The organism is Salinivibrio sp. PR5, from assembly GCF_001996085.1.
Lineage (GTDB): Bacteria > Pseudomonadota > Gammaproteobacteria > Enterobacterales > Vibrionaceae > Salinivibrio > Salinivibrio proteolyticus.
In genome coordinates, this window is sequence record NZ_MUFK01000019.1 from 1 (window position 1) to 24,925 (window position 24,925).

At 49.7% G+C, this 24,925-nt stretch carries 24 protein-coding genes and 1 pseudogene; 17 read left to right on the forward strand and 8 right to left on the reverse strand.

Annotated features, from left to right (window positions below; all coding sequences use genetic code 11):
* The first annotated feature begins 42 nt into the window (after window positions 1-42).
* Complete coding sequence (locus BZG82_RS08545; protein ID WP_077765613.1) at window positions 43-1,098, forward strand: lipase family protein; 1,056 nt, start codon at window positions 43-45, stop codon at window positions 1,096-1,098.
* A gap of 244 nt (window positions 1,099-1,342) precedes the next feature.
* Here the strand turns inward: BZG82_RS08545 and BZG82_RS16610 are convergent.
* Window positions 1,343-1,450: pseudogene (locus BZG82_RS16610) on the reverse strand (IS110 family transposase); the annotation flags it as partial.
* A 484-nt stretch (window positions 1,451-1,934) separates the two neighbouring features.
* Between BZG82_RS16610 and BZG82_RS08555 the strand changes: the two are divergent.
* The 5 genes from BZG82_RS08555 to BZG82_RS08575 are packed head-to-tail and all read left to right on the forward strand — an operon-like array spanning window position 1,935 to window position 4,476.
* Entirely contained in the window at window positions 1,935-2,399 is a 465-nt protein-coding gene (locus BZG82_RS08555) for a GNAT family N-acetyltransferase (RefSeq protein WP_077765615.1), read from the forward strand.
* A gap of 27 nt (window positions 2,400-2,426) precedes the next feature.
* Window positions 2,427-3,068, forward strand: coding sequence for a LysE family translocator (locus tag BZG82_RS08560; RefSeq protein WP_077765616.1), 642 nt, complete (start codon window positions 2,427-2,429; stop codon window positions 3,066-3,068).
* Between the two features lie 60 nt (window positions 3,069-3,128).
* Entirely contained in the window at window positions 3,129-3,944 is an 816-nt protein-coding gene (locus BZG82_RS08565) for an arylamine N-acetyltransferase family protein (protein ID WP_077765617.1), read from the forward strand.
* Between the two features lie 50 nt (window positions 3,945-3,994).
* Window positions 3,995-4,159, forward strand: coding sequence for a Txe/YoeB family addiction module toxin (locus BZG82_RS16740; protein WP_443216480.1), 165 nt, complete (start codon window positions 3,995-3,997; stop codon window positions 4,157-4,159).
* 44 nt (window positions 4,160-4,203) lie between these two features.
* Complete coding sequence (locus tag BZG82_RS08575) at window positions 4,204-4,476, forward strand: DUF4282 domain-containing protein (RefSeq protein WP_077765618.1); 273 nt, start codon at window positions 4,204-4,206, stop codon at window positions 4,474-4,476.
* 68 nt (window positions 4,477-4,544) lie between these two features.
* Here BZG82_RS08575 and BZG82_RS08580 read toward each other — a convergent pair whose 3' ends face one another.
* The gene (locus BZG82_RS08580) at window positions 4,545-4,811 is read right to left on the reverse strand and encodes a GrxA family glutaredoxin (RefSeq protein ID WP_069587260.1); all 267 of its coding nucleotides are present in this window, start codon (window positions 4,809-4,811) and stop codon (window positions 4,545-4,547) included.
* Between the two features lie 240 nt (window positions 4,812-5,051).
* On the opposite strand from BZG82_RS08580, the gene nfsA reads away from it, so the two are divergent.
* On the forward strand, window positions 5,052-5,774 hold the full coding sequence (gene nfsA / locus BZG82_RS08585) for an oxygen-insensitive NADPH nitroreductase (protein ID WP_077765619.1): 723 nt from the start codon (window positions 5,052-5,054) through the stop codon (window positions 5,772-5,774).
* 264 nt (window positions 5,775-6,038) lie between these two features.
* Window positions 6,039-6,632 (forward strand): acetate uptake transporter, encoded by a 594-nt coding sequence (locus BZG82_RS08590; RefSeq protein WP_077765620.1) that lies wholly within the window; start codon window positions 6,039-6,041, stop codon window positions 6,630-6,632.
* Between the two features lie 153 nt (window positions 6,633-6,785).
* Here the strand turns inward: BZG82_RS08590 and BZG82_RS08595 are convergent, their stop codons facing one another.
* The 4 genes from BZG82_RS08595 to pabB form a co-directional block, all read right to left on the reverse strand.
* The gene (locus tag BZG82_RS08595) at window positions 6,786-8,147 is read right to left on the reverse strand and encodes an L-serine ammonia-lyase (RefSeq protein WP_077481776.1); all 1,362 of its coding nucleotides are present in this window, start codon (window positions 8,145-8,147) and stop codon (window positions 6,786-6,788) included.
* Between the two features lie 224 nt (window positions 8,148-8,371).
* Window positions 8,372-9,643 (reverse strand): serine/threonine transporter, encoded by a 1,272-nt coding sequence (locus tag BZG82_RS08600; RefSeq protein ID WP_069587267.1) that lies wholly within the window; start codon window positions 9,641-9,643, stop codon window positions 8,372-8,374.
* Window positions 9,644-9,892: 249 nt separating this feature from the next.
* Window positions 9,893-10,792, reverse strand: a complete 900-nt coding sequence (locus tag BZG82_RS08605; RefSeq protein WP_077765621.1) for an NUDIX hydrolase — start codon at window positions 10,790-10,792, stop codon at window positions 9,893-9,895.
* 25 nt (window positions 10,793-10,817) lie between these two features.
* Complete coding sequence (pabB, locus tag BZG82_RS08610; RefSeq protein WP_077662011.1) at window positions 10,818-12,200, reverse strand: aminodeoxychorismate synthase component 1; 1,383 nt, start codon at window positions 12,198-12,200, stop codon at window positions 10,818-10,820.
* A 238-nt stretch (window positions 12,201-12,438) separates the two neighbouring features.
* On the opposite strand from pabB, the gene BZG82_RS08615 reads away from it, so the two are divergent.
* Window positions 12,439-13,956, forward strand: coding sequence for a fumarate hydratase (locus BZG82_RS08615; protein WP_069587318.1), 1,518 nt, complete (start codon window positions 12,439-12,441; stop codon window positions 13,954-13,956).
* Between the two features lie 72 nt (window positions 13,957-14,028).
* Here BZG82_RS08615 and BZG82_RS08620 read toward each other — a convergent pair whose 3' ends face one another.
* Window positions 14,029-15,660: an ABC transporter ATP-binding protein gene (locus tag BZG82_RS08620; protein WP_077765622.1), complete on the reverse strand. Its 1,632-nt coding sequence runs from the start codon at window positions 15,658-15,660 to the stop codon at window positions 14,029-14,031.
* Window positions 15,661-16,280: 620 nt separating this feature from the next.
* The gene (locus BZG82_RS08625; protein WP_077765623.1) at window positions 16,281-17,636 is read right to left on the reverse strand and encodes a dihydroorotase; all 1,356 of its coding nucleotides are present in this window, start codon (window positions 17,634-17,636) and stop codon (window positions 16,281-16,283) included.
* A gap of 204 nt (window positions 17,637-17,840) precedes the next feature.
* Between BZG82_RS08625 and hinT the strand changes: the two genes are divergently transcribed.
* The 8 genes from hinT to BZG82_RS08670 all read left to right on the forward strand — a co-directional run bounded on the left by hinT (window position 17,841) and on the right by BZG82_RS08670 (window position 24,837).
* Entirely contained in the window at window positions 17,841-18,191 is a 351-nt protein-coding gene (gene hinT / locus BZG82_RS08630) for a purine nucleoside phosphoramidase (RefSeq protein ID WP_069587271.1), read from the forward strand.
* 26 nt (window positions 18,192-18,217) lie between these two features.
* Window positions 18,218-18,616 (forward strand): YcfL family protein, encoded by a 399-nt coding sequence (locus tag BZG82_RS08635; RefSeq protein WP_077765624.1) that lies wholly within the window; start codon window positions 18,218-18,220, stop codon window positions 18,614-18,616.
* 69 nt (window positions 18,617-18,685) lie between these two features.
* A complete protein-coding gene (locus BZG82_RS08640; RefSeq protein WP_077765625.1) occupies window positions 18,686-19,264 on the forward strand; it encodes a hypothetical protein in 579 nt (192 codons plus the stop codon).
* The gene (locus tag BZG82_RS08645; RefSeq protein ID WP_158075990.1) at window positions 19,251-20,117 is read left to right on the forward strand and encodes a phosphotransferase; all 867 of its coding nucleotides are present in this window, start codon (window positions 19,251-19,253) and stop codon (window positions 20,115-20,117) included. The genes BZG82_RS08640 and BZG82_RS08645 overlap by 14 nt, the downstream gene beginning before the upstream one ends.
* A gap of 11 nt (window positions 20,118-20,128) precedes the next feature.
* A complete protein-coding gene (locus BZG82_RS08650) occupies window positions 20,129-20,974 on the forward strand; it encodes a DUF6279 family lipoprotein (RefSeq protein ID WP_077678189.1) in 846 nt (281 codons plus the stop codon).
* Between the two features lie 181 nt (window positions 20,975-21,155).
* The gene (ycfP, locus tag BZG82_RS08655; RefSeq protein ID WP_077480378.1) at window positions 21,156-21,710 is read left to right on the forward strand and encodes an alpha/beta hydrolase YcfP; all 555 of its coding nucleotides are present in this window, start codon (window positions 21,156-21,158) and stop codon (window positions 21,708-21,710) included.
* 177 nt (window positions 21,711-21,887) lie between these two features.
* Window positions 21,888-23,222: a heme anaerobic degradation radical SAM methyltransferase ChuW/HutW gene (gene hutW / locus BZG82_RS08660; RefSeq protein WP_443216481.1), complete on the forward strand. Its 1,335-nt coding sequence runs from the start codon at window positions 21,888-21,890 to the stop codon at window positions 23,220-23,222.
* A 325-nt stretch (window positions 23,223-23,547) separates the two neighbouring features.
* Window positions 23,548-24,837 carry an NAD(P)/FAD-dependent oxidoreductase gene (locus BZG82_RS08670; RefSeq protein ID WP_069587283.1) on the forward strand — a complete coding sequence of 430 codons (1,290 nt, stop codon included), beginning with the start codon at window positions 23,548-23,550 and terminating at the stop codon, window positions 24,835-24,837.
* Window positions 24,838-24,925 lie beyond the last annotated feature (88 nt).

Genomic DNA, 24,925 nt, shown 5'->3' on the forward strand with positions numbered 1-24,925 from the left:
GGGATATATTTTCCTAATTTTCAGTACTGACAAGGATTAGTTATGTCGAAATTAGTTATAGAAACAAGTGATGATATTAAACAAGCCAAAGAACTGTTGGGAAAAAGCATCCCAATGTATCGAGAGGCATATAGTGATAGAACGGCTTGGTTAATGGCATGCTTTGCTGAACTTGCTTACTTTAAATTCAATCCGCCTGTTATTACAGAAGATGTTGGTAAAAGAATTGAGAATATGCTCTTGGTGGGGAAAGAAAACAGCCATATACTAAAGGAGGCAATTCTATTAGCTATAGAAAAATTTTCTTATGATCATGAAGAGGAAAAGCGGCTTCTTGAAAAGCAAATTGAAATTCTCAATGCAGAGTTAGTCGCTACTTTCAACGCAAATGGCAGCCAGGCAATACTGATTAAAACTAATGGTTTTGTCGTCTTATCATTTCGTGGTACTGAGCCACTCGAGTTAAAAGATATAAAGTCAGACGCTCGTGCCACTCTAACTAAATGTGTGACTGAGGGGAGAGTTCACTCTGGATTTCATGATGCATACAACTCAATAGAGATAGAAGTCAATCAGGCACTAGAACAGTATCGAGAACTACCATTATTTATCACAGGGCACTCTCTTGGAGGAGCGCTGGCAACAATAGCTGCGAAGAGGATAACTCATAGCGGCGGTAATGCAGCATGTTATACATTTGGCGCACCTAGAGTGTCAGACGATCATTGGCTTATGACAATGAAAACACCAATTTACCGAGTAGTGAATTCGTCTGATGGCGTAACTATGGTACCACCACCCAATATGTTCATAGAGCCTCTTTCTTGGATTTTAGGTTTTATACCTGGAGTAGGAGATAAATTAAAATCTTTTCTTCGAGACAAGTTCGGAGGTTATATTCACGGTGGTGATATGCGTTTTCTCACAAATGTCAAAACTGGTGAATACGATAAGGCTAGGTTACTCACTCATGTTGATATTTGGTATCGGCTTAAAGGATGGATGAGGAAGCAGTTTACCTGGAAAAAGTTTGGAACAGACCATAGCATGTCAGTCTACCGTTCGAAGCTAGCATTTATAGCTTTGCGCAGGAATTAAAACAGTAACAGCTTTGATTTCTCGTTCCCACGCTCCTGCGTGGGAATGCATATCTAGCTCTTGCTATCATTCAAACGCAAACAGCACCATACCCAGTATAACATTATGCTGCCTAGGGCATTGAACTGGCTGTTCGCTACAGATATTGACGCTGTCCGCTAGTGTAAGAACAGAGGTCAAGTACAGTTCGGTGATCTTGTGGCCAACTCTGACTATGATTCAAATTCATATACATTGCCACGCAGGAGCGTGGGAACGAGTTATGAAGAATGACTTTTCCGTGGTCATTCACCGCGTGAAGAGAAAAGTGGTACTTGGAGAGATCAACGCCACAAAAGAATTGAGTAGACATGGTTACCTCCGGTACTAAAGACCGCACCTAAGTGTGTGGCAGATCTTCATGAGGGGGAGTCCATGTCATTCGTTATGTTCTCGGAGGTTTATGGAAAATTTCAAAATTAGCAGAATCCATACAAAGTCAGGTATTTTCAGGCTAACTGGAGTCATCAACGATGAAATTGATCTTAAAAGTATTAGATATATTTCTGCCGAATACATGGGAACTGACGGTTGGTGCGAACTCGATTTACAGTCAGAACATACTCAAAGCTTGTTACGAAGCATTCAAATTGAAGTGTTACATCATCTAAGTTGAGGAAGTTTGTCTCATCTAGTAGACGTAGTTTTTAAACGGTCAGGAGCCTCAATTAGCTAAAAACATAGCAAAGGCATTAAGGTGGTACTGGACTTGCTCCGCTTAACCAGACAAGAATACAAACTCTTTACCTTCTCAACATAACACACAGTCACTCAGCTTACACAACCAAGGAAGCGTTTTGATCACCATTAGAAAAGCTAACCCAAACGACGCACAGGCTATTTTTGATTTAAGAAACCGAGCTATTTTAGCTAAGTGTTCGGCACACTATACGGTAGAGCAGCTCTCACTTTGGACGCAGGGTAGCGTGTCTGAGCGCTTTATTACCGACGTGGTTGATACGTTTTACGTCTCTGAAATGGGCGGGCAGGTTATCGGTAGCGGTAAGCTCAACACACAAACCGGTGTGGTGGATGCCATCTTTGTTGAGCCAGATTACAGTGGCAGGGGCGCGGCGAAAAAGATGCTCCAGTTTTTAGAGCACCTAGCGAAAGAACAGGGCTTGCGATTGCTAACGCTCGAATCCACGCTCAATGCAGCGCCTTTTTATCGCGCATGCGGCTTTGTGGGCGATGAGGTATCAACGTATCACGCCCCAAAAGGGATCCGTTTAGACTGCGTGCCGATGGAAAAACCACTTTAAACACAACATCGATAACAAGGAGCAAGGATGACTGACGTTTTATCACTGGTTTCAATCGGGTTCGCATTTTTTGTTGTTGCGGTCTCCCCGGGGCCGGCGAATATCTCCAATGCAACTATCGCCATGAGTAAGGGGCGAAAAGTCAGCCTTGTTTACGGCGCAGGGTTATCTATTGGGCTGCTTTTTTGGGGCATTGTCGCCGCCAGTGGCTTGGGTGTGGTGCTGCAAGGGTCGGTGTATTTACTCATGCTGCTAAAAATCGCGGGTGGCGTTTATCTTCTATGGCTGGCTTATCTTTCTTTTAAATCATCCTTTAACGCCGCCGCGACTGTCTCCACAAACGATAGCCAAGCAGTGGGATACCGAAAATGGTTTGTTCGTGGCGTGGTTTTAAATTCCTCTAATCCTAAAACCGTGGTGGCTTGGATGGCGGCTTTGTCGGTTGGGATGGGTTCAAGCAGTGATGGGTTGTTTCTTGTCGCGGCGGTGCTGACTTGTATGCTGGTTGGCTTTTTGGTGAATGGGATGTACTCCCTGTTGTTTTCAATCAACGGCGTGATGAACGTCTACCAAAAAGTGGCGCATTGGGTTGAGCGAGTAGTGGCTGGGATCTTTGCACTGGCAGGATTAGGATTGCTGCGCTCTGCTTTTAGTCGCAATCCTGCGTGAGGCTTTACCTCAACCCAACTTGAGGGGTTAATCTGGTGCCATTCACATAAGGAGTCGACGATGACATCAGCACCCATGATTGAACAGTATTTACATCGCCTCGTGTTGAGTGAGGCGAAGGGCGTGGCACTGGTTACTGAGCTTATTGAAAAGCACTTGGCGCGGTATGCGTTTTCTAGCCTGAATGCCTTGGCAGGGCAGCCGCTTTCTTTACAGACGGATGCTTTGTTTGAACGGTTGGTGGTGAACCAACAAGGTGGCTATTGCTTTGAGCACAATAAAATTGCCTATCTTGCCCTGAAATATTTGGGGTTTGATGTGCGCAGTGTGCTAGCGCGGGTGATGCTTAATGGTAAGCCCACCAATCCCCGTACTCACCGAATGAATGTGGTTGAGCTCAATGGTGAAACCTATTTAGTTGATGTGGGTTTTGGCAATAAAACCCCGCGCGGGTTACTCAATATCAACCAGCGCACCTGTGTCATCGGGCACGATACCTATCAAATCACGTGTAATGGCGATGTGGTGACGGTGGTATTACACGAGCCCGACCAACCGCCATTAACACTGTACGAGGTTGAGCTTTATGATGTGGTAGAAGCCGACTTTGAAGTGGCACATTTCTATTCTCATCAACACCCCGAAGCCATTTTCGTCAATAACCTCGTGGTGTCGTTGATCACCGCTTCACACCGCTATTTGATTCGTAATCAGCAGTTTTTGGTCTGGGATGCGGCAGGGCAACTTGTCACCGATAAAAGCATCGATAGCGTCGAGGCATTAACTCAGCTGGTTCATGAGGTGTTTTTATTGCAACCACCCAAAGCGGTGTTGGAAACCGCATTTGCAAAGGTGACGGCCAACGCGGCGGCTTGAGTGAGCGGATGTTCGCGACGGATGAATGCGATGAGGGTTGATTAGCACTGATTGAAGACGATCCCTACCATAAACCTCCTCCGTTTGAAAAGCTTATCGGTGATCTCACTGGTGCCTATTCACGCCGTATTAATATTCAACATCGCTTGGTCTATCAAGTCCCCGAGGATGAACCGGTGGTGAAAGTGCTCAGGCTCTGGAGCTATTATGAATAGTGGCTGATTCGAATCCCTTTTTCTCATTTTTTAAGGAACAAACTGTGAAATCTATCTTCTTTTTTAATTCAATGTTGACGCCAAAACTGGTCACTGGACTTTATTGGCTGCTATTGCTGATTGCGTTGTTCTCTGGACTGGGCACTATGTTTGGTAGCTACGGTGGGGTGCGGCTGGAAAACATTGCCATTGGCCTATTTACCATTGTTGCCGGTGCAGTAGGAGCAAGAATTTGGTGTGAGTTGATGATTGTGATTTTTAAAATCAACGAAAATCTTCAAAGCCTCAAAGAGGTGAAAGAGCGTCCAGACGCGTAAATGCGTTGATAGTGTTGAGTATAAAAAAGCCAGCGAGATGCTGGCTTTTTAGCAAGATTATCGGCGCCTTATTCTTGATACAGGCCGAGGTTTTCTTTGGCGTAGGCTTCAAATTCGGTAAAGCCGCCAACGTGCTCCTGGTCAACAAAGATTTGTGGCACGGTTTCAACCGGTTTACCGACGGTTTTTTCCAGATCGGCTTTGCTAATACCCTCTGCGTGGATATCCACATAGCGGTAGTTGAAATCTTCGCGGCTTGTTTTCAATTCTTCAGCCAAATCTTTTGCGCGAACACAGAATGGGCAGCCAGGGCGGCCAAAAATTACGACGAACATAGTCATCTCCTTTAGCGTCAATGAGTTTACTATGCCCGATCCCTGGGTAAGAAAAAAGACGAAATTACCTTTTGCATTGATAGAAAAAATCGATTGTTCTTTTTCACCGCACGTAAGGCCTTGTGTGACGCGGATGGCTAACAATATGGCGGAATATTAGGCAGAGCAGTGGTTTGCGACACCGTATAGAAAAGTGTATACCCGTATCACCTGATGTTATACCGATTGAAAGGACCCATCATGAATCCAACGATTGAGACACTGCTTTCTCACCGCTCTATTCGTAAATTTACTCAAGACGCGATTTCTTCCGAGCAATTGACCCAGATTATTGATGCGGCGCGCGCGGTATCCAGCTCAAGTTTCTTGCAGTGCACCAGCATTATTCGTGTGACGGACAAAGAAAAACGACGCTTATTGGCGGAATACGCGGGCAACCAAGCGTATGTGGCCGACTGTGCGGAATTTTTAGTGTGGTGTGCCGATTTCCATCGCCATGAGCAAATCAATCCAAATGCCCAACTAGGTTTTACCGAGCAAACCCTCATCGGAGCGATTGATAGCGCGCTGATGGCGCAAAATGCCATGGTCGCGGCTGAATCCATGGGGCTCGGGGGCGTATATATTGGTGGCTTACGTAACCAGCCGAGCAAAGTGGCTGAGTTGTTAGCATTACCTAAACATGTGTTGCCTTTATTCGGAATGTGTTTGGGTGTGCCCGCTCAAGATCCGGAGCGCAAGCCTAAGTTGCCTGCATCTTTGTTAGTGCATGAGAACAGCTACCAAGCGATGGATGAAACAGCGCTTGGTGAATACGATCAGCAAGTGCGCGAGTATTATCAAACCCGCACGGGGGGCAACAAAGATATGTCGTGGAGCGAGCAAATCTCGGCAACATTGGAAAAAGAGTCGCGACCATTTATGAAGGATTTCGTGAATAAGCAGGGCTTTAGCACCCGCTAAACGCATCAAGTTTCCCTTTAGTGTTCACCGTGTAAAAAAGCAGCATTGCGCTGCTTTTTTTATGTTTTTGGGCGCAATATGCCTAAGTTTTCTCACTGTTTTGTTGGCTTAAAGTTGGATTTTTCCTTAATGCGCTAAAACCTATTTACATCCTTGGTATAACCCGTAATATTGCCGCGTTTTTGTGCTCTACGATCCTTTTTCCTTAGGGTTGTGAGCACAGTTTTTGACTTTTGAATCATATTTTTTCGAAGTAGGGTAACTATGGAAAACAAATTGGCTAATTCAGCGCCTTTGGGGTTGATGGGTTTCGGTATGACAACCGTGCTGTTAAACATTCATAACGCCGGGTTCTTTCCGATTGATAGCATGATTTTGGCGATGGGCCTGTTCTACGGAGGCCTCGCGCAAGTGATCGTGGGCATCATGGAATTTAAAAAGGGCAACACCTTTGGCACCACAGCGTTTACCTCATACGGCCTGTTTTGGTTGACGCTGGTTGGTTTGATTGTGATGCCAAAGCTTGGCATTGCTGAGGCCAGCCCAGCCGCATTTATGGGATGGTATTTGGTCATGTGGGGTCTGTTTACCGGCTTTATGTTTATCGGCTCACTGCGCTATTGCTTCGCCAAGCAGTTTGTTTTCGGTAGTTTGACGGTACTGTTCTTCCTGCTTGCCGCGCGTGATTTCACCGGCAGTGCCTTTATTGGCACCATTGCAGGCTTTGAAGGGATTGTGTGTGGTTTGAGCGCGATCTATTTCGCGATGGCGCAAGTGCTAAACGAAGAATATGGTCGCACTATCTTGCCAGTGGGCGACAAACAGCCACAGGCAGCGGTGGCGCAACACCCCGCTTAATGGCTATACCGTGTGGGCGTATAGGCTTACGCGGTTATCGTGGCTTCGCTGAGGTGTAATAGGTTAGCGCTAAGCCCAAATAAAAAGCCCGAGTTCATGACGAACTCGGGCTTTTTTATACCATGTGAACGGTACTTATCGCGTCAAAGACGGTTAGCACATCACCTTAACCGCAAGACCGCCTTGCGATGTTTCACGGTATTTTGCATTCATGTCTTTACCGGTTTCCATCATGGTTTCGATGACTTTATCCAAAGAAACACGTGGCTCGGAAGAGCGTTGAAGCGCCATACGAGAGGCGTTAATCGCTTTCACCGCGGCAATACCATTGCGCTCGATACAAGGTACTTGCACTTGGCCCGCAACTGGGTCACAGGTCAAACCGAGGTTGTGCTCCATAGCGATTTCTGCCGCCATGCACACTTGATGAGGGCTACCACCCATTAGCTCGGCCAAGCCAGCTGCGGCCATCGAGCAGGCAACACCTACTTCGCCTTGGCAGCCGACTTCTGCACCAGAAATCGAGGCGTTTTGCTTATACAAGCCACCAATTGCACCGGATGCGGCGAAATAGCGGGTGTAGGTTTGCTTGTCGACCGTTTCGATAAACTTATCGTAGTAGGCCAGTACGGCGGGGATAATGCCACACGCGCCATTGGTTGGTGCGGTTACGACACGGCCACCGGCGGCGTTTTCTTCGTTGACGGCAAAGGCGAACATGTTCACCCAATCCACCACGGCCATCGGATCAATGTTGTATTTTTCGCTGGTTTTTAATTGGTTACGCAGTGCAGCGGCACGGCGTGGCACACGCAGAGGTCCCGGAAGTACCCCTTCGTTTTCCATGCCGCGGTTCATACACGCCTGCATGGTTTTCCAAATGTCAGCAAAGTAGGTATCGATTTCTTCTTGGCTGTGCATGGCACGCATGTTGGCCATGACCAAACCGCTGATGGAAAAACCGGTTTCTTGCGTGAGCGCCAACAAGCCGTCTGCGGTATTGAAGTCGTAAGGGACTTCCACCGTTTGCATAGCAGGCTGACCGAACTCGGCTTCTTCGACAATAAAACCGCCGCCGATCGAGTAGTAGGTTTTGCTCAGCACACACTCATCACCTTGCCACGCATGGATTTGCATGCCGTTTTCGTGCAAGGAGAGGTTAGAGGTATGGAAGTTCATTCCACCTTCACGCGGAAAAGCGACCACATGCTGCTGTTCGCCCAGCGGCAATTGCTCGGTGTCTTCGACGCGTTTGACGAAGCCAGGAATAGAGTCAATATCAACGGTTTCAGGGCTGTTGCCTGCAAGGCCCATGATGATGGCGATATCGGTATGGTGGCCTTTACCGGTGAGAGACAAAGAGCCGTAGACATCAACGCTAATCCGATCGACGTCGGTTAAACGTTGATTCGCGACGAGCTCATCAATAAAGCATTTACCGGCTTTCATTGGGCCAACGGTGTGAGAGCTGGAAGGACCTACACCAATCTTAAAAATGTCAAAAACACTGATCATGTGTCTTACCTCAGTCAATGCCCTAAGGGCAATGGATTTAGTGTTTACGCAATCCGTCCGTGGTATTGACTGTGATAACGAGCGATACCGCGCTCGTAATGAGAATCAGGAGCAGGGCAAACCCCACTCCTGATTTTTTGGGAATCACCGCAAACATCGATGGATGCGGTTGACTGAGTCATCCCGATAGTCACCTCTATGACTATCACGCATTTTATTGCGATTTAGAAGAACAAACCGTAAAGAATGGCTGAGATTGCAATCAAACCCATGACCAATACAAAGGCGTTGCTAATTGTACCTGAATACTTCTTCATTGCTGGCACATTTTTCACGGCGTACATTGGCATAATGAATAGGATGGTGGCAATGATTGGGCCGCCAAGTGATTCAATCATACCCAGAATGCTTGGGTTTAGGGTCGCAACCAGCCAAATGGTCAGGATCATGAAGACCACAGTGAACACGTCGATTTTCTTACGGTTGACTGGTTTGTTATCGGCGCCACGCATCACTTTGACGATCAAACCGTTCAGACCTTCACGAGCACCTAAGTAGTGACCGAAGAACGAAGACACGATAGCCACGAACGCGACGATAGGACCTAGGTACGAAATGAATGGGCTTTCGTGCTTGTTAGCGAGGTAAGAAAGAATCGCGATGTTTTCTGATTTCGCCGCTGCCAGATCGGCAGGCGTCAGTGACAGCACGCAAGAGAACACGAACAGCATCACGAAGCCAAGTAGCATACCTGCCGCACGCAGCAAGATTTGCGCAGATTTCTGCTCGGCATCTTTACCGTGGTCACGGCTTTGTGCCATTGAGAACGCTGAAATCGCAGGGCTATGGTTAAACGCGAAGACCAACACTGGGATAGAAATCCAAAGAGTGATGGTAAAGTCACCAACGGAAGGGACTTGTGATAGCGCCGCCGTGTTCCACTCTGGGATCAGGTACAGCGACATAAACAGCAAGATACCGACCAGTGGGTAAACCAAGAACTGGGTCACGCGTAGCATGATTTTCTCACCCAGCAGCATGATAGCCATCATACCGAGGATCAGAACCAGTGACAGGATCACGCGTGGCGGTGAGGCCATACCTAGCTGGTTGACTAAGAAAGAATCAACGGTGTTGGTGATACCGACGCCGTAGATCAACACGATAGGGTAAATGGCAAAAAAGTAGAGCAGGGTGATGATCTTACCTGCGGTCGCGCCAAAGTGTTCTTCAACCACTTCGGTGATATCGCTGCCGGGCTTCTTTGAAGATAGGACAAAGCGAGATAGGCCACGGTGGGCAAAAAAGGTCATAGGGCCAACAAGCAGCGTCATCACTACGAGCGGCCAGAATCCGTGCATGCCGGCGTTAATTGGCAAGAACAGGATACCTGCGCCTACCGCGGTGCCAAAAAGAGAGAGCGCCCAAGTTGTATCTTGTTTGGTCCAGCGCAGGCGCGATGTCGCACTGGTACCTGTGGTCGAGGTCGTTTGCATAACAATACTACTCACATTGTGTAGGGGAACAGAAATCAGGGATGGCGAATTCTGGCGATTTCCACGCAGAAAACCAAGAGCTGGATCGCTATATGAAAAAGAGAGGCGAAACTATTGCACCAAAGTGTGATGATAATCACCTAACATGACGGGATCCGCCAAGATTATCGGCAAAAGTGTCAAGTTTTTTGTTGGTTGAATAAGCACCAATGTGCACTAAAAACAGTACTTATTGCATGGTTTTTGCGGTTATCTTGAGCAAGAGACATGTAATGATAATTGCGTGACCAGCGCGCGCAAAAGTTGTGCTGTTGCCCCCCATATTAACCGGTTTTGATGATAAAACGCGGCAACTGGATGCCATTGTCCGTAGAGATAGAAGGATTGCTCGCGGATATGGCCGGGTTGGCAAAGGGTATCAAGAGGTACTTCAAAACATTCGGCTACTTCGTTGTCATCCAGTATGAGTTGGTACTGGGGATCCACCCATGCCAGCACCGGATGAATGTAGTAACCGGTGACGGTGGGCAGAGGACAAAGCTCGCCAATAATGTGTTCGCGGCCAACCTGAATACCGGTTTCTTCCCACATCTCGCGGGTTGCAGTCGCGATGTTGTCGCAATCGATCGTTTCGCGCTTACCGCCGGGAAAGCTCACTTGGCCCGGATGATGTTTTAAATGATCGGCGCGGCGGGTCAAAATCAGCTGAATGCCGTTGGGGCGCTCGACTAAACCGATCAGTACCGCTGCTGGTTGAAAGTCTAATCCGCGCAGAATGCGGGGAGCGAGTCGAACGCGGTTAAGAATACGATTGTCGTGACGTGCCAGTGGGCTGAGGCTAAAGCGTTGGAGAATGTCATTTGGTTGCAGTGGTGTACGGGCTTTTTTCTCCCCTCGCTCCCAATGTGGGGGTACCGTAGGCGACAAGCTCTCTTGGCTGGCGGCAAGATGGCGGCTGTTTATTGTATGATCGCTGAAATAAGCAGGAGTTGCCGCTACGTGCTGCAAAGGGTGGTCGATAAAGAGTGGGTTATGATCGAGCCCATATTGTGGCTCTGCGGTGGGCGCTCCCTCACCTTGGCTTGAGGCACGCATGGATGCCGCGAAGCGGTGTGATGTCCACATTCGTGGGGGAGCAATCTCTGTCATAACAACCTCTCTTTATTCCTGCCGCTTATCCATCAGACTGTGCTAGAACGGGCAGGATACGACTGACTTTATCGAGTGTTTCTTGGTATTCCGCGTCGGCTTCACTGTCGGCAACCAGCCCACCGCCTGCCCATACATGGAGTTTGCCTTGATGCCCCACCAAGGTGCGGATGGTGATGCTAGAGTCCATTCGGCCACAACGACTGAGGTAGGCGAAACTTCCGCAATACACATGACGTCGGTGCGGCTCAAGCTCTTCGATAATTTCCATGGCACGCACTTTGGGGGCGCCGGTTATCGATCCACCCGGAAAGGCGGCGCGTAGCAGTTCAAGCGCACTTTTGTCCTCGGGCAGGGTGCCGGTGACCGTGCTGACCAAATGGTGTACCGCAGGAAAACTCTCTATATCAAAGAGTTTAGGCACAGAAACGCTACCTGGCGAGGCGACACGACCGATATCGTTACGTAACAAGTCAACAATCATCAAGTTTTCCGCCCGATCTTTGCTGGCTGATTTCAACGCGTGGGCGCTGTCAGCATCCTGTTCAGGGTCACTAAAGCGTGGCCGTGTGCCTTTAATGGGTTTGGTTTCGATGTGTTTGTCGTGCACGGATAAAAAGCGCTCCGGCGAGACCGAGAGGACAGCGCTGTCTGCTAAGCGGATAAATCCAGAAAACGGCGCGCCATTGCTGGTGGCGAGTTTGCGGTAGGCCTGCCACTCGTCGCCTTGATAGCGTGCGCTAAAGCGTTGGGCCAAGTTGATTTGATAGCAATCGCCAGCATGCAGGTAGTCTTTGACCTTGGCGAACTTGGCGGTGTACTCCGCTTCGCTCATGTTGGCTTGCCAGGTTTCGGTGAGCTCGAATGGCGTGGTTTGCGGCGCCTGCTGGCGGCTAAGCCATGCCCAACGTGTGTCACTATCCGGTGCAATCACCACTGCCGTTTGCTGTTGATGGTCCACAATCAGCGCCCAATCATAAATCCCCACGGCCATGTCGGGCACATCGAGCTCATCACGGGCAATGACTGGCAAGGTTTCCACACATCGGCCTAAATCATAGCCGAAATAGCCCAGCGCCCCGCCAATAAAAGGCCAAGGCTCGATAGCGTCGATATCAGGGAGTAGCTGCGCTTGAAGCGAACTTACCCATGTAAATGGATCGTCGATGTGTGTTTGGGTGTCGCCACTGGCGGTGTAATGGGTGGTAACCTGACCGTTTCGCGCCGTCACGGTGGCAAGAGGATCGGCGACCACAATATCAAAACGACTGTCCGGATGGGTACGGGTTGCCGAGTGCAACAGCATGGCCCAAGGCTGGTGGGCAATGTTATTAAACAGGGTGAGGGCCAAGTCTGTTGCGTAAGGAATCGGTGTAGTGGTCAGCATAGTGGCGTTTTGTGGCTGCATTCTTCTTTTTTGTGATCACGATTGATGCGCTGTATGGCGCGAGAATAGCGCTAAGCGTATCATAGCAAGGCCTTTTCCGGCAGACGCACACTGAATAAACCCGCCGAGGTCATGTAAACCCGCGGCTTCTATAATCACAGGGTGTGCGTGCTCAACAGACGTAACGATAATAACGAGGGGAAGGCTCCCCCACACTGGATACCCGCTTTGGGTCCTGCAAATGACACCAGAGGCAATGATGACCACAATTAAACAGCAAGACGTGATCGAAAGTGTTGCAGATGCCCTGCAATATATCTCTTACTACCATCCCCTTGATTTTGTTCAAGCCCTAGAAAAAGCCTACCACAAGGAGCAAAGCCAAGCGGCGAAAGACGCCATTGCACAAATTTTGATTAACTCCCGCATGTCGGCAGAAGGGCAACGTCCGATTTGCCAAGATACCGGCATTGTGACCTGCTTTGTCAAAGTGGGTATGGCGGTACAGTGGGATCGCCATGATATGACCGTTCAGCAGATGGTCGATGAAGGCGTGCGACGCGCATACACCAACCCAGATAATCCACTGCGTGCCTCTGTGGTCGCTGATCCTGCCGGTAAGCGCCAAAATACCCGCGATAACAGCCCAGCAGTGGTTCACATTGATATGGTGCCGGGCAATACGGTCGATATTCAAATTGCTGCCAAAGGGGGCGGGTCAGAGAACAAAACCAAGATGGTGATGCTCAATCCGTCGGACGATGTGGCCGAGTGGGTGGAGAAAACCTTACCTGCAATGGGCGCGGGCTGGTGTCCTCCGGGGATGTTAGGCATTGGTATCGGCGGCACGGCGGAAAAAGCGGCCGTGTTGGCGAAAGAGTCGCTGATGGAGCACATTGATATTCAAGAGCTTATCGACCGTGGTCCAAGCAATGCCGAAGAAGCGCTACGTCTCGATATTTTCAATCGTGTAAACAAGTTGGGTATCGGTGCACAAGGGCTTGGCGGTTTAACGACTGTGGTTGACGTAAAAGTGAAAACGGCTCCCACGCATGCTGCTTCAAAACCTGTGTGTTTGATCCCCAACTGTGCCGCGACTCGCCATGTGCACTTTACGCTTGATGGGACTGGACCGGCGGACCTGACTCCACCGAAATTGGAAGAGTGGCCGCAAGTGACGTGGGAAGTGGGCGACAACGTCCGCCGTGTAAATCTTGATACGGTCACCAAAGAAGATGTGCAGAGCTGGAAAACCGGTGAGACTGTCTTGCTCTCGGGTAAAATTCTGACCGGGCGTGATGCGGCGCATAAACGTATTCAAGAAATGCTACGCAATGGCGAAGGGTTGCCCGACGGGGTCGATTTTAACGGCCGCTTTATCTATTACGTCGGCCCTGTGGATGCGGTTCGTGATGAAGTTGTCGGTCCGGCTGGGCCAACCACCTCAACACGTATGGATAAATTTACCGATATGATGCTCGCCGAAACCGGCTTGATGGGCATGATTGGTAAAGCCGAGCGCGGTCCAGCGGCGGTAGAATCGATCAAAAACCACAAAGCCGTTTACTTGATGGCTGTTGGCGGTGCTGCTTATCTGGTATCGAAGGCGATTAAGAAAGCGCGCGTGGTGGCGTTTGAAGATCTGGGTATGGAAGCGATTTATGAGTTTGAAGTCGAAGACATGCCGGTGACCGTCGCGGTTGACTCGCAAGGGCAGAACGCGCACCAAATTGGTCCGGATACTTGGAAAGTGAAAATTGCGGAAATGGACAGCTAGTCTGTCATAAGCAGCAATAAAAAATGCGCCAAGTTTGGCGCATTTTTTTTACCGTATCACCACGCGTCTGCGTTAGGCGACTTCCTCTTCGTCGAGATCGAATGAGGCGGCAATTAGGTTACGTGTGTATTCGTGTTGCGGGTTATGGAAGATTTCTTCTGGCGTACCTGCTTCCATTACTTTCCCTTTTTGCATCACCATCACGCGATCAGACAGGGCTCGAACCACACTCAAATCGTGGCTGATAAACAGATAGCCGATGTTGTGGCGTTTCTGAATATCTTTCAGCAAGTCGATGACGGTCAACTGGACGGAGCGGTCCAATGCTGACGTTGGTTCATCAAGCAGGATGAATGCTGGGTTGAGGATCAGGGCTCGCGCAATCGCGATACGTTGACGCTGGCCGCCTGAAAACTCATGCGGATAACGGTTAATTGCAGAGCTATCAAGGCGTACTTCATAAAGCGCATCTTTAACGCGATCGAGGCGCTCTTTTTTACTCAGTTCAGGGAAGTGAGTACGAAGGCCTTCGGCGACAATTTCACCCACCGTCATGCGTGGCGATAGCGACCCAAATGGGTCTTGGAACACCATCTGCATATCACGGCACAGCGCTTTGTTTTCGCTGTTTTTAATGTCGTGAATGTCTTGGCCTTTAAAACGCACACTGCCTTCCGCGACGGGGAGCAGACGCATAATGGCACGGCCGAGCGTGGATTTACCGGAGCCAGATTCACCCACAATGCCTAGTGTTTCGCCGCGGCGTAGTGACAAACTGATGTTGCTCACCGCTTCAAAATAGCGCTTATTGCCGCCAAAGAAGTCAGCGCCCAAGAAATACTTGATGGTGACGTTATCCACCGACAAGAGATTTTCTGCGTCCTCTTGGGGCGCTTCTTTGCGCCCGCGAGGCACTGCATCAATCAGCATCTTGGTGTAGTCTTCTTGCGGGTCTGCAAACAGTGCTTGGGTTTCGTTAGTCTCTACCACTTCACCTTTACACATCACCACAACACGGTCAGCCAAGTGTTTCACCACGCCTAAATCGTGTGAGATGAACATGATCGCCATGCCCATTTTCTTTTGCAGATCGCCGATCAGGTTCAATACCTCGGCTTGTACGGTGACGTCCAATGCGGTGGTCGGTTCGTCGGCGATCAGCAAATCGGGCTCGTTGACCAGCGCCATTGCGATCATGATCCGCTGTAACTGGCCGCCTGAGAATTCGTGCGGATACTTTTCAAGTGCGCCAGTTGGGTTAGGCAGCTGCACTAATTTCAGCAACTCGATAATGCGCTCTTTGGCTTTCGCAGGTGTGGTGCGGTGGTGGCACTGAATCGCCTCGGTCAGCTGTTCACCGACACGCATGTAGGGGTTCAGTGAGGTCATCGGCTCTTGGAAGATCATGGCAACACGGTTGCCGCGCATCGCTTGCATCTGCTTGGTGGAAAGGCGCAACACATCGGTGTCGTTAAACGAGATTTTCGAGTCTGGTTTGACGATGGCGTTGTTGGGGAGCAAGCCCATTACGGCACTGCTGGATACGGATTTCCCCGAGCCTGACTCACCGACAATGGCGAGTGTTTCGCCGGGCATGATGTCAAAGCTGACGTTTTTTACAGCATCAACGATGCCATCGTTCGTGGTAAATGACACGCTTAGATTATTGACACTAAGCAGTGGCTTAGAAGCAGATGAAGACATCATCACCTCACTGGTTGATTATTCGACGTCACTCGCCAGCCCAAGATTGTCGTACAAGGTATCAAGGCATTACACGTGCATGCTCGATACAGGGCTAGCGCTCGATTGTTAGAGACTGAGCGAGTGGCATGCCCACTTGCTCGGGGTCAATCATGTTGGGTTGATATTTGTGAGCCAAGCTCAACAATATATCCCCTAGATGCGGATATCAGCCAGCTGGAGCGACTCATTACCCATTCAGGGAAATGAACAGCTTGCGCCAGTGGAAGAGGTAGGATACGAGTGCCGCGATAACCGAAATGCGCTTTAGGTTACCTCTCCTTGCGAACACGGCTTTTCAACATAATCAGATGTTGATACCAAGCAGCGTGAATATCCATATATCACCCACACAATATACGATTCGGATATAAAAGCAAACTGTTATTAACTGCAAGATTTGCCATGTCAGACTTTGACCTCGCAGACAAAATCACGGCTTTTAGCGTTCGCGATAGTCAATAATCAGGAGGATAAGCAAGGTTTGGGGTGTTTATTTTGCGGGCAACATTTGGCAGGGAGGCTCAGACATCGAGCGTATAAAAGGCGTGCGAATCGTGCAATTCGCACGCCCTGTTAGGTTAGCTGCGATCGAACTCTAAACGTGTCGCGTAGCGCTCGTCACTATGCTGGCCGTGCTCGAATGCCACTTGACCGTTCACAATCGTCATATCGATGCTTGAGCCAAAGGTATGGCCTTCGAACGGTGACCACTGGCATTGGTAGAAGAGGTTGTCTTTACCGACTGTTTGCGTCTGGTTGAGGTCTACCAGCACCAAGTCGGCCCAATATCCTTCACGGATAAAGCCACGCTCTTTCACCTGATAACGCACCGCTGGCGCGTGTGAGACTTTTTGCACCACCAAAGGCAAATCGAAAATACCACGATGATAAAACTCAAGCGCCACTTGAAGCGCGTGTTGGACAAGCGGTAAGCCTGCCGGCGCTTTAAAGTAACTGTTTTGTTTTTCTTCAAAGGTGTGAGGGGCGTGGTCGGTGGCAATCACGTCGATTACACCGTCTTTCACCGCTTTGATCAGTGCTTGTTGGTGGTGGGCTTCTTTGACGGCTGGATTACATTTGATCAAGGTGCCCTTGGTCGCGTAGTCATCACGGTTAAAGAATAAGTGATGCACACAGGCTTCCGCGGTGATCTGCTTTTGCTGAAGCGCTTCGAGCGTTTTCGCAGGCTCAAACTGATACAGTTCATCTTCAGTGGTCAAGTGCAGCACATGTAGGCGTGTACCGTGTTTTTTAGCGAGGTTGACCGCCAGCTGGGAGGATTTAAGACACGCTTCTTTGGAGCGAATGTGCGCGTGGGCATCAATCGGCACGTCCTCACCGTATTTCTCGCGATAAATGTTCTCGAGTTCGGTGATCATTGGAGTATCTTCGCAATGGGTTGCGATCAAGGTTGGGCAATCGGCGAAGATAGCGTCAAGGGTGTCAGGATCATTGACCAGCATATTGCCGGTGGAAGCTCCCATAAAGACTTTAACACCACAGGCACTGTTCGGATCGAGGCGACGAATTTCATCAATGTTGTCATTGGTCGCGCCCAAATAGAAGGCATAGTTAGCGTGGCTGGATTGAGACGCACGTTGATACTTTTCTTCTAAGGCGTCGAGTGTGGTGGTAGGGGGGTTAACGTTGGGCATCTCCATATACGTGGTGATACCGCCTGCGACGGCCGCTTTGGACTCGGTCGCGATGGTTCCCTTTTTGGGGAATCCCGGCTCACGGAAATGCACTTGGTCGTCAATCATACCGGGCAACAAATGTTTGCCTGATGCATCAATCACACGGCAGTCCGCCGCGGCAGGGGCACTAATATCGCGGGCAATCTGAGAGATTCGGCCGTTTTCGACCAGCACATCGGTCTCAACAACTTGTCCTTCGTTGACGACAGAAGCGTTTTTAAATAGCAGGGTGGTCATGTTGTCATCCTTACATGTAAAGGCGTCGGCGCTATAGTAGCGCAAACGATTACCTGATTCAGCCCTTGATTTTACAAGGTGATATAAACATCAATTAACACAAGTTTGACCAAATTGTCGCATGCAACTGCGCTGTACATATTGCCCTTGGCAAAGGGGTACCGCATACTTGGCAGGGTTTATATTTATAAAAGGGAGCACACCATGGCGGAAGAAACCATCTTCAGCAAAATTATTCGCAAAGAAATCCCCGCAGATGTTTTGTATCAGGACGATTTAGTCACTGCTTTCCGTGATATTAACCCGCGTGCGCCTGTGCATATTTTGGTGGTACCAAACAAACTGATCCCCACCACCAATGATGTCAATATCGAAGACGAGTTAGCGCTAGGCCGTATGGTAACGGTGGCGAAAAAACTGGCGGCTGACGAAGGGATCGCTGAAGACGGCTATCGTTTGATCATGAATTGCAACCAACACGGTGGCCAAGAGGTGTACCATATTCACATGCACCTAGTAGGCGGACGCGCGCTGGGCCCCATGGTGGTGAGTTAACCACGGCAAAGCCGACGATGGTGTGAATGATGTGTAAAAATCAAATCCAAATTTTGATGATTGCACTTGCCTTGGTGTTGGCGGGCTGTGCAGGGAGTCAGTCGACGGACCTGCGCATTGCGCCACACCAAACCGTGGTTTTTGCCGATCCAGAGCTGGCGACGTCGCTATGGGTTAAAGAGACGATGGTTCGTCGCACCCCAAACGGAAATCAAGCATGTGTGTGGTTAGAAAATACGTCTAGTCACCCGCAAACCATGCAGTATCGCTTTAGTTGGTACGATAGCCAAGGGCTCCAATTATCGACCTCTTCGGCGTCTTGGCAATCTGTGACCATTCCTCCCCATACACAGCGCGATATTCATGCGCCGATACCTGATGTCAAGGTTTCGCAGTTTCGTTTAGCCGTCATGCAACCAGAATAATCCCCTTGTTTGTTGGCACTTTTTCACGCTTTTCTGGTCTATTCATTTTTTATTTACGGAGTCATCTCTATGTCCGCATGCTGCGCATTGACGGCCGCTTTACGTAAGCCAAATGCATTGGTAAAAGCATTATCGATGGGGCTATTTGTTGTCACAGTTGCAGGCTGTGCACCTCGCACGCAGCCGATTTATCAGCCGTCGGCGCCAAAAGAAACCATCGTGCAGCAAGGGGTGGTGCATGGCAGTTTTAATCAAGCCATGCGCGCCGCGGTGCAGTCCTTAATGGGTAGTGAAAGCCTGCAAGGCGCCCCTGTTACTTTGGTGCAACCGCTACAAAATCTGACTGACGGTTATATTGACACTGTGGGTGTGTCAAAACAGCTAGAGCAAGGCCTTGCCGCACAAGGGCTGATAGGAACGGTCTCACAGGCGCAAGTCGACGTAGTTCGTCAGTCGTTAGGTTTGGGTGAAGGACAGGTTCTCATTGATCCGACCACGGTGATGCAATACGGGCGCTTACTGGGGGCACAGTATCAGCTCGGTGGTAAGGTCACGGGGCAAGAAGAGAAAACCTTATCACTGCAGCTGATGGATTTGACCACAGGTGTGATTGAATGGCAGGACACTCAGCGTTTTGTCAGTCGTTAATCTTTCCCCCGCGTTAAAAAGCTTACTGGAAGCGGCGTTGTGTGAGCACTATTCAGCGCCCGTTTCGATTCAGCGTGTTACCCCCCTCGAAGGTGGCCTGACCAACCGCTGTTTGCGGATTGATGACTCACAAGGGGGACGCTTTGTGTGGCGGCCCCGAAGTCAGGTGAGTGACGCTTTTGCGATTTCTCGGTCGCGCGAGGCGGCTGCGCAATCGCTGGCCGCTACCTATCGACTTTCCTCCGCACCTGTTTGTCAGTTGTCAGAAGGGCTTTTGGTCCCTTGGGTGGAAGGTGAATCCCTTGATCCGCATTCGGTTGAGAGCCGAGCGATCCTGATCGACCTGTTGGTACGTATTCATTCCATGGAAGGCCGTTTGGATGCGCAAGATGTTCGCACCCAATGCCAGCATTATGAGCAGCAGTTGACCTCGGCAAAGCAGCAAACACTCAAACAGCTGCGTGACAGGCGGCAATGGCAATTACCCACAGATCCGCTCGCCCCTGTGGTGTGTCATATGGATTTGGGTAGTTACAACGTGGTTATTCAGCCAAATGGCGAGCCCTGTGTGCTTGATTGGGAATATGCGCGATTAGGCAGTGCGTGTTTGGACATTGCACTTTTTTGTCGGGCAAACGGCTATACACCAGCACTGGTCGTGTCCGATTATTGTGCGTTGCGATGCATCGAGGGCTCGGTACCGGTTCGCCAAGCGGTAGAGGCATGGCTGCCCTTTGCCGACTATCTCGCGCTATGCTGGTATGAAGTGGGCGCATCGTTATATGGGCTCAGCACTTACCAAGAGCAAGCGCAGCGGTTATATCGCCAACTGGCGGGAATGGATGAATCATAAGGAGAGTTGCAATGGCTAGGTCGCGTTTTCGCTATGGCTTGATAGGGGGCTTATTACTCGTCCTGACCGGATGCACCACCGAGCTTGCGTATAACACCTTGCCGTTTTGGATTCATTACTACATCGATGACATTGTTAACTTGCGCCCCGAGCAATCTCGCCAAGTGAAAGCAGACCTTGACAAGATTCAGCAATGGCATCGAACCCATGAGTTACCCGCGATAGCTGAACGCTTAGGGCTGATTGCCACCCACAGTACCGAGCGACATACAATGGCGCAATTACGTGACCATCAAGAGGCGGTAAAAGCGCGGATCCACGCGACGCTACAGGCGTTTGTGCCCGCGACGGCGCGTTTACTTGATAGCTTTGATGACCAGCAAGCGCAGGCGCTCACCCAGTGGATGGAAGACGAGATTCAAGAGGCAACCGAACGACGTGCAAAGCGTTCTAAAGATGAGCAATTTGCCTATCAACGTGATGATCTCGAGGAAGATACGGAAGAGTGGATTGGCAGTGCTGCGCGTCATCAACAGCCCTTGTTTGCCGAAATGGCAGAGTATCAGCAAGCGGCGATGCCAACGTTCCGTCAGGTACGAGAGCGCTTAGTCAGCCGCCTTTTTGCGATTATCAAAAATCGACAGTCGATCGACACTGAGGCCGCGTTGTCAGAGTGGGTGGACGATGTGGTGGCATGGCGAGCAGGACCGGAGACGGAAACCGAAATGGCCATCTACCGTTCACGCCGGTTAGATTGGTTGTTGCGCCTTGACCGTAGCCTTGATGAGGATCAGCGTTCTCAACTGGTCGATAACCTCATTGAGTGGCAAACGCGTCTGAACGAGATGAGCCGCTAGTCCTGTTCCTCTTCCCTTGGATTGGGTAGGGCGTGGGCGTTGCTGTATGCATCAAAGCACCTACCTCATGGTTACGCCAAATACCCTGATTATTTTTAGGGTGATCTTGCTCATTTTTCTGTCAGGGTGGCTATGCTATTGATAGGGGTCACAGCTTTGCGATAACCAAGGATGGCTTTCCATGATCTTATATCTCCACGGTTTTGATTCAACCAGCCCAGGCAACCATGAGAAAGTGTTGCAGCTCCAATTCGTTGATGACGACGTGCGTACCATCAATTACAGCACCATGCATCCAAAACACGACATGCAGCATTTGCTCAAACAAGTACAGACGCAGCTAGACGCGAGTCAGGATCCCAATCCACTGATCTGCGGCGTTGGCTTAGGCGCGTATTGGTCAGAAAGGTTAGGCTTTTTGTGTGGGATCAAGCAGGTTCTGTTTAATCCGAACTTATATCCACACGAGAATATGACCGGCAAAATTGATCGGCCGGAAGAGTATGAGGATATTGCCACCAAGTGTGTTACGGACTTTCGTCAACGCAATCAACAACGAGCATTGGTGGTGTTATCGCGAGAGGATGAAGTCCTCGACAGTCGCCGCAGTTATCAAGTGTTGTCACCTTTCTATCCTGTCCGTTGGGATGAAACGCAAACCCACAAGTTTAAAAATCTATCGGCACATCTCAACGCCATTGCGGATTTTAAAAAGCAGCCCGCACTCCACACTTAATCGGTTCCCCAGTCGCAAAGCGGGTCTTTGTGCACTGGGGCGCGTCGAATTGACCGAATAAACATCAACAGCGCCTCAGAGCGATGTGAGATCAATAAAACAACAAATGAGATCACGTATCACTTGTATTTATATTACAGAGCCGGATTCGGCGTATAAATACTTGGAGCCGTTATGTTGGTTGATCTTACACCGTTCGATGAGACGATTTTGGGCACGCATACCCCAGATCCATTGCGTTTTGCCTTCCCGCCGAAAAAACACGCCCACGCGGCGACCCATCAAATGCCTTTACCGCTCGAACAAGGAGTGGCAGCTGTTACACAACAGCTTTTATCACTGCCAGCGCAATCTGGACCGCGGTGTTTATATATCCATGTGCCGTTTTGTCGAGTGAGGTGTACTTACTGTCACTTTTTCCAACATGCGGCGAGCCGCACACTGATTGACAGCTACTTCGCGGCTTTACTGAAAGAGCTTGGTATGAAAGCAGCGATGCCATGGACCCAAGCGCAGCCTTTTGAGGCGGTGTATGTCGGTGGGGGGACACCCACTGCGTTGTCGGCAGCGCAATTACAGCAATTGGGTCAGGAAATTCGTCGCCAATTTTGGCTCACGCCCGACTGCGAAATCACCCTTGAGGGGCGAATCAATGGCTTTGATGATAATGCGTTCGAGCATGCGCTTGATGGGGGATTTAACCGCTTCTCGTTTGGGGTACAGAGCTTTAATACCCAAGTCCGCCGCGCGGCAAAACGTTTAGATGATGGTGACACTGTGCGTGAGCGTATTCACGCATTGAGTGCCCGTCAGGAAGCGACGATTGTGGTGGATTTGTTGTATGGCTTGCCTTATCAAACGGCTGAGATCTTTAGGCAAGATGTGGCCGACTATCTGCAAACCGGCGCCAATGGCATTGATCTCTACCAGTTGGTGGTGGCGCCAAATACGCCGATGCTGCGCATGGTCGAGCAAGGAAAAATGCCCCCGCCGGCAACGACGGCAGAAAAAGCCAGCTTGTTTGCGCAGGGCGTTAGTTTGATGGACCAACACGATTGTCGACGACTCAGTGTCAATCACTGGGCACGTGATCAACGTGAGCAAAGTCGTTACAACCGGCTCGCCAAGCACGGTGCCGATATTTTACCGCTAGGGTGTGGTGCCGGTGGCAGTATTGACGGTATCGGGATCATGCAACATCGCGACTTGGCAACCTATCTCGATGCAATGCAAACCAATACCATGCCGATTGCGCGCGTTGTAGCCGCTGTGGAGCATCGTCGAGTGTATGATGCTATCAAAGCAGGATTAGATATGGGTGTGCTTCACGCGGATACATTACCGCCTTGGCAAGGGATGAGCGTGTTTCAGTATCTCTCGCCGTTATTCGCGGTCTGGCAGCAGCGTGGATTGGTAACATTATGTGAAAATAAATTACAACTTACTCTTGCTGGTCAGTTTTGGTCCGTAACGCTTGCGCAAGCCTGCATTTATGTCTTGCAGTCACTCTAACCATCGGAATTTAAAATTCAACTGCTTATCGTCAGCTACCTTCATTTCGAAGAAAAGTGTAAGAAAAGGGCGAAATTTTACTTGTCTTAGCCACAGAATTTGGTGTTTTATTTCATCATGCAAAAGGCGGCCGAATCCGAATCTATGCTCGAAGTAGGCGACGTTTTCCGGCAGAATACGCATAGCGCTCCGGCCATAAAGAACAATGAACAATACGTAGCGTGCGAGAAACAAACTGTAATTTGATTACTGGCCCAATCCCATTTTTGTCAGTGACTATATAAGTGGCTGATGTATAAGTTTTTAATTAGGTAAGGATGTAGAAGTGACCAAAATTATCGTTGTCGGTGGCGGTGCAGGCGGGCTAGAGCTTGCAACCAAACTGGGCCGAACGTTAGGCCGCAAGCGTCGTGCAGAAATCACCTTGGTAGATAAAAACAGTAGCCATCTATGGAAGCCATTGCTTCACGAAGTGGCAACCGGCTCAATGGATGAGGGCGTTGATGCTTTGAGCTATCGTGCTCATGCCAAAAATCATGGGTTCGATTTCCAAATGGGGACCTTGTGGGACATTGATCGCGACCAGAAAGTGATCACCTTGGCGCCCATGTACGATGAAAATAACGAACTACTGATGCCTGAGCGTGAGCTCGAGTACGACATCTTAGTGATGGCGATTGGCTCGACCTCCAACGATTTCAACACACCGGGCGTTCGTGACCATTGTATCTTCCTCGATAATCCTAAACAGGCTCACCGCTTCCGCGCGGAAATGAACAACGAATTCTTGCGTTTGCATGCTAAACACGGCCAAGGCAGTGTAGATATTGCGATTGTGGGCGCAGGAGCGACGGGTGTTGAGTTATCAGCAGAGCTGCACAATGCCATCAAAGAGCTGCGTAACTACGGTTTCCGTGATTTAGATAGCTCGAAACTGAACGTGACCTTGGTGGAAGCCGGTGAGCGCATTTTGCCAGCGCTGCCTACTCGTATCTCGAGTGCTGCGCACCAAGAGCTGCTGAAGCTGGGTGTCACGGTGAAAACCAATACCTTTGTCACTAAAGCAGACGACCAAGGCTTGGAAACCAAAGAGGGTGAGCGTATTCACGCCGATATTATGGTATGGGCTGCTGGGATCAAGGCACCGGATTTCTTGAAAGATATCGCTGGTTTGGAAACCAATCGCATTAATCAGTTGGTCGTGAAAAACACACTTCAGACGTCGCGTGATGACGACATCTTTGTGATTGGTGACTGTGCAGCGTGTACGCAAGCCGATGGCAGCATGGTACCGCCACGTGCACAGTCGGCGCACCAGATGGCAAGCCGCTGCTTTAGCAACATTGTTGCTAAATTAAATGGTCGTGAGCTAAAGCCTTATGTGTTTAAAGATCATGGTTCACTGGTTTCGCTCAGCCGCTTCTCTACGGTAGGCAGCTTGATGGGTAATCTGACCAAAGGCTCGATGATGATCGAAGGGCGGATTGCTCGTGTGGTATACATCTCTTTGTATCGGATGCACCAAATTGCATTGCACGGTTACGTGAAAACTGGCCTGATGATGCTGGTAGGGCGGATCAACCGCGTTCTACGCCCAAGTTTGAAGCTGCACTAAACACGTGTGAAGCTTTGCTAAAACAGCCTATAAACCCCAAGACCGAGGCTTGCCTCGGTCTTTTTGATTTGTGTCAATTAAATTAGAC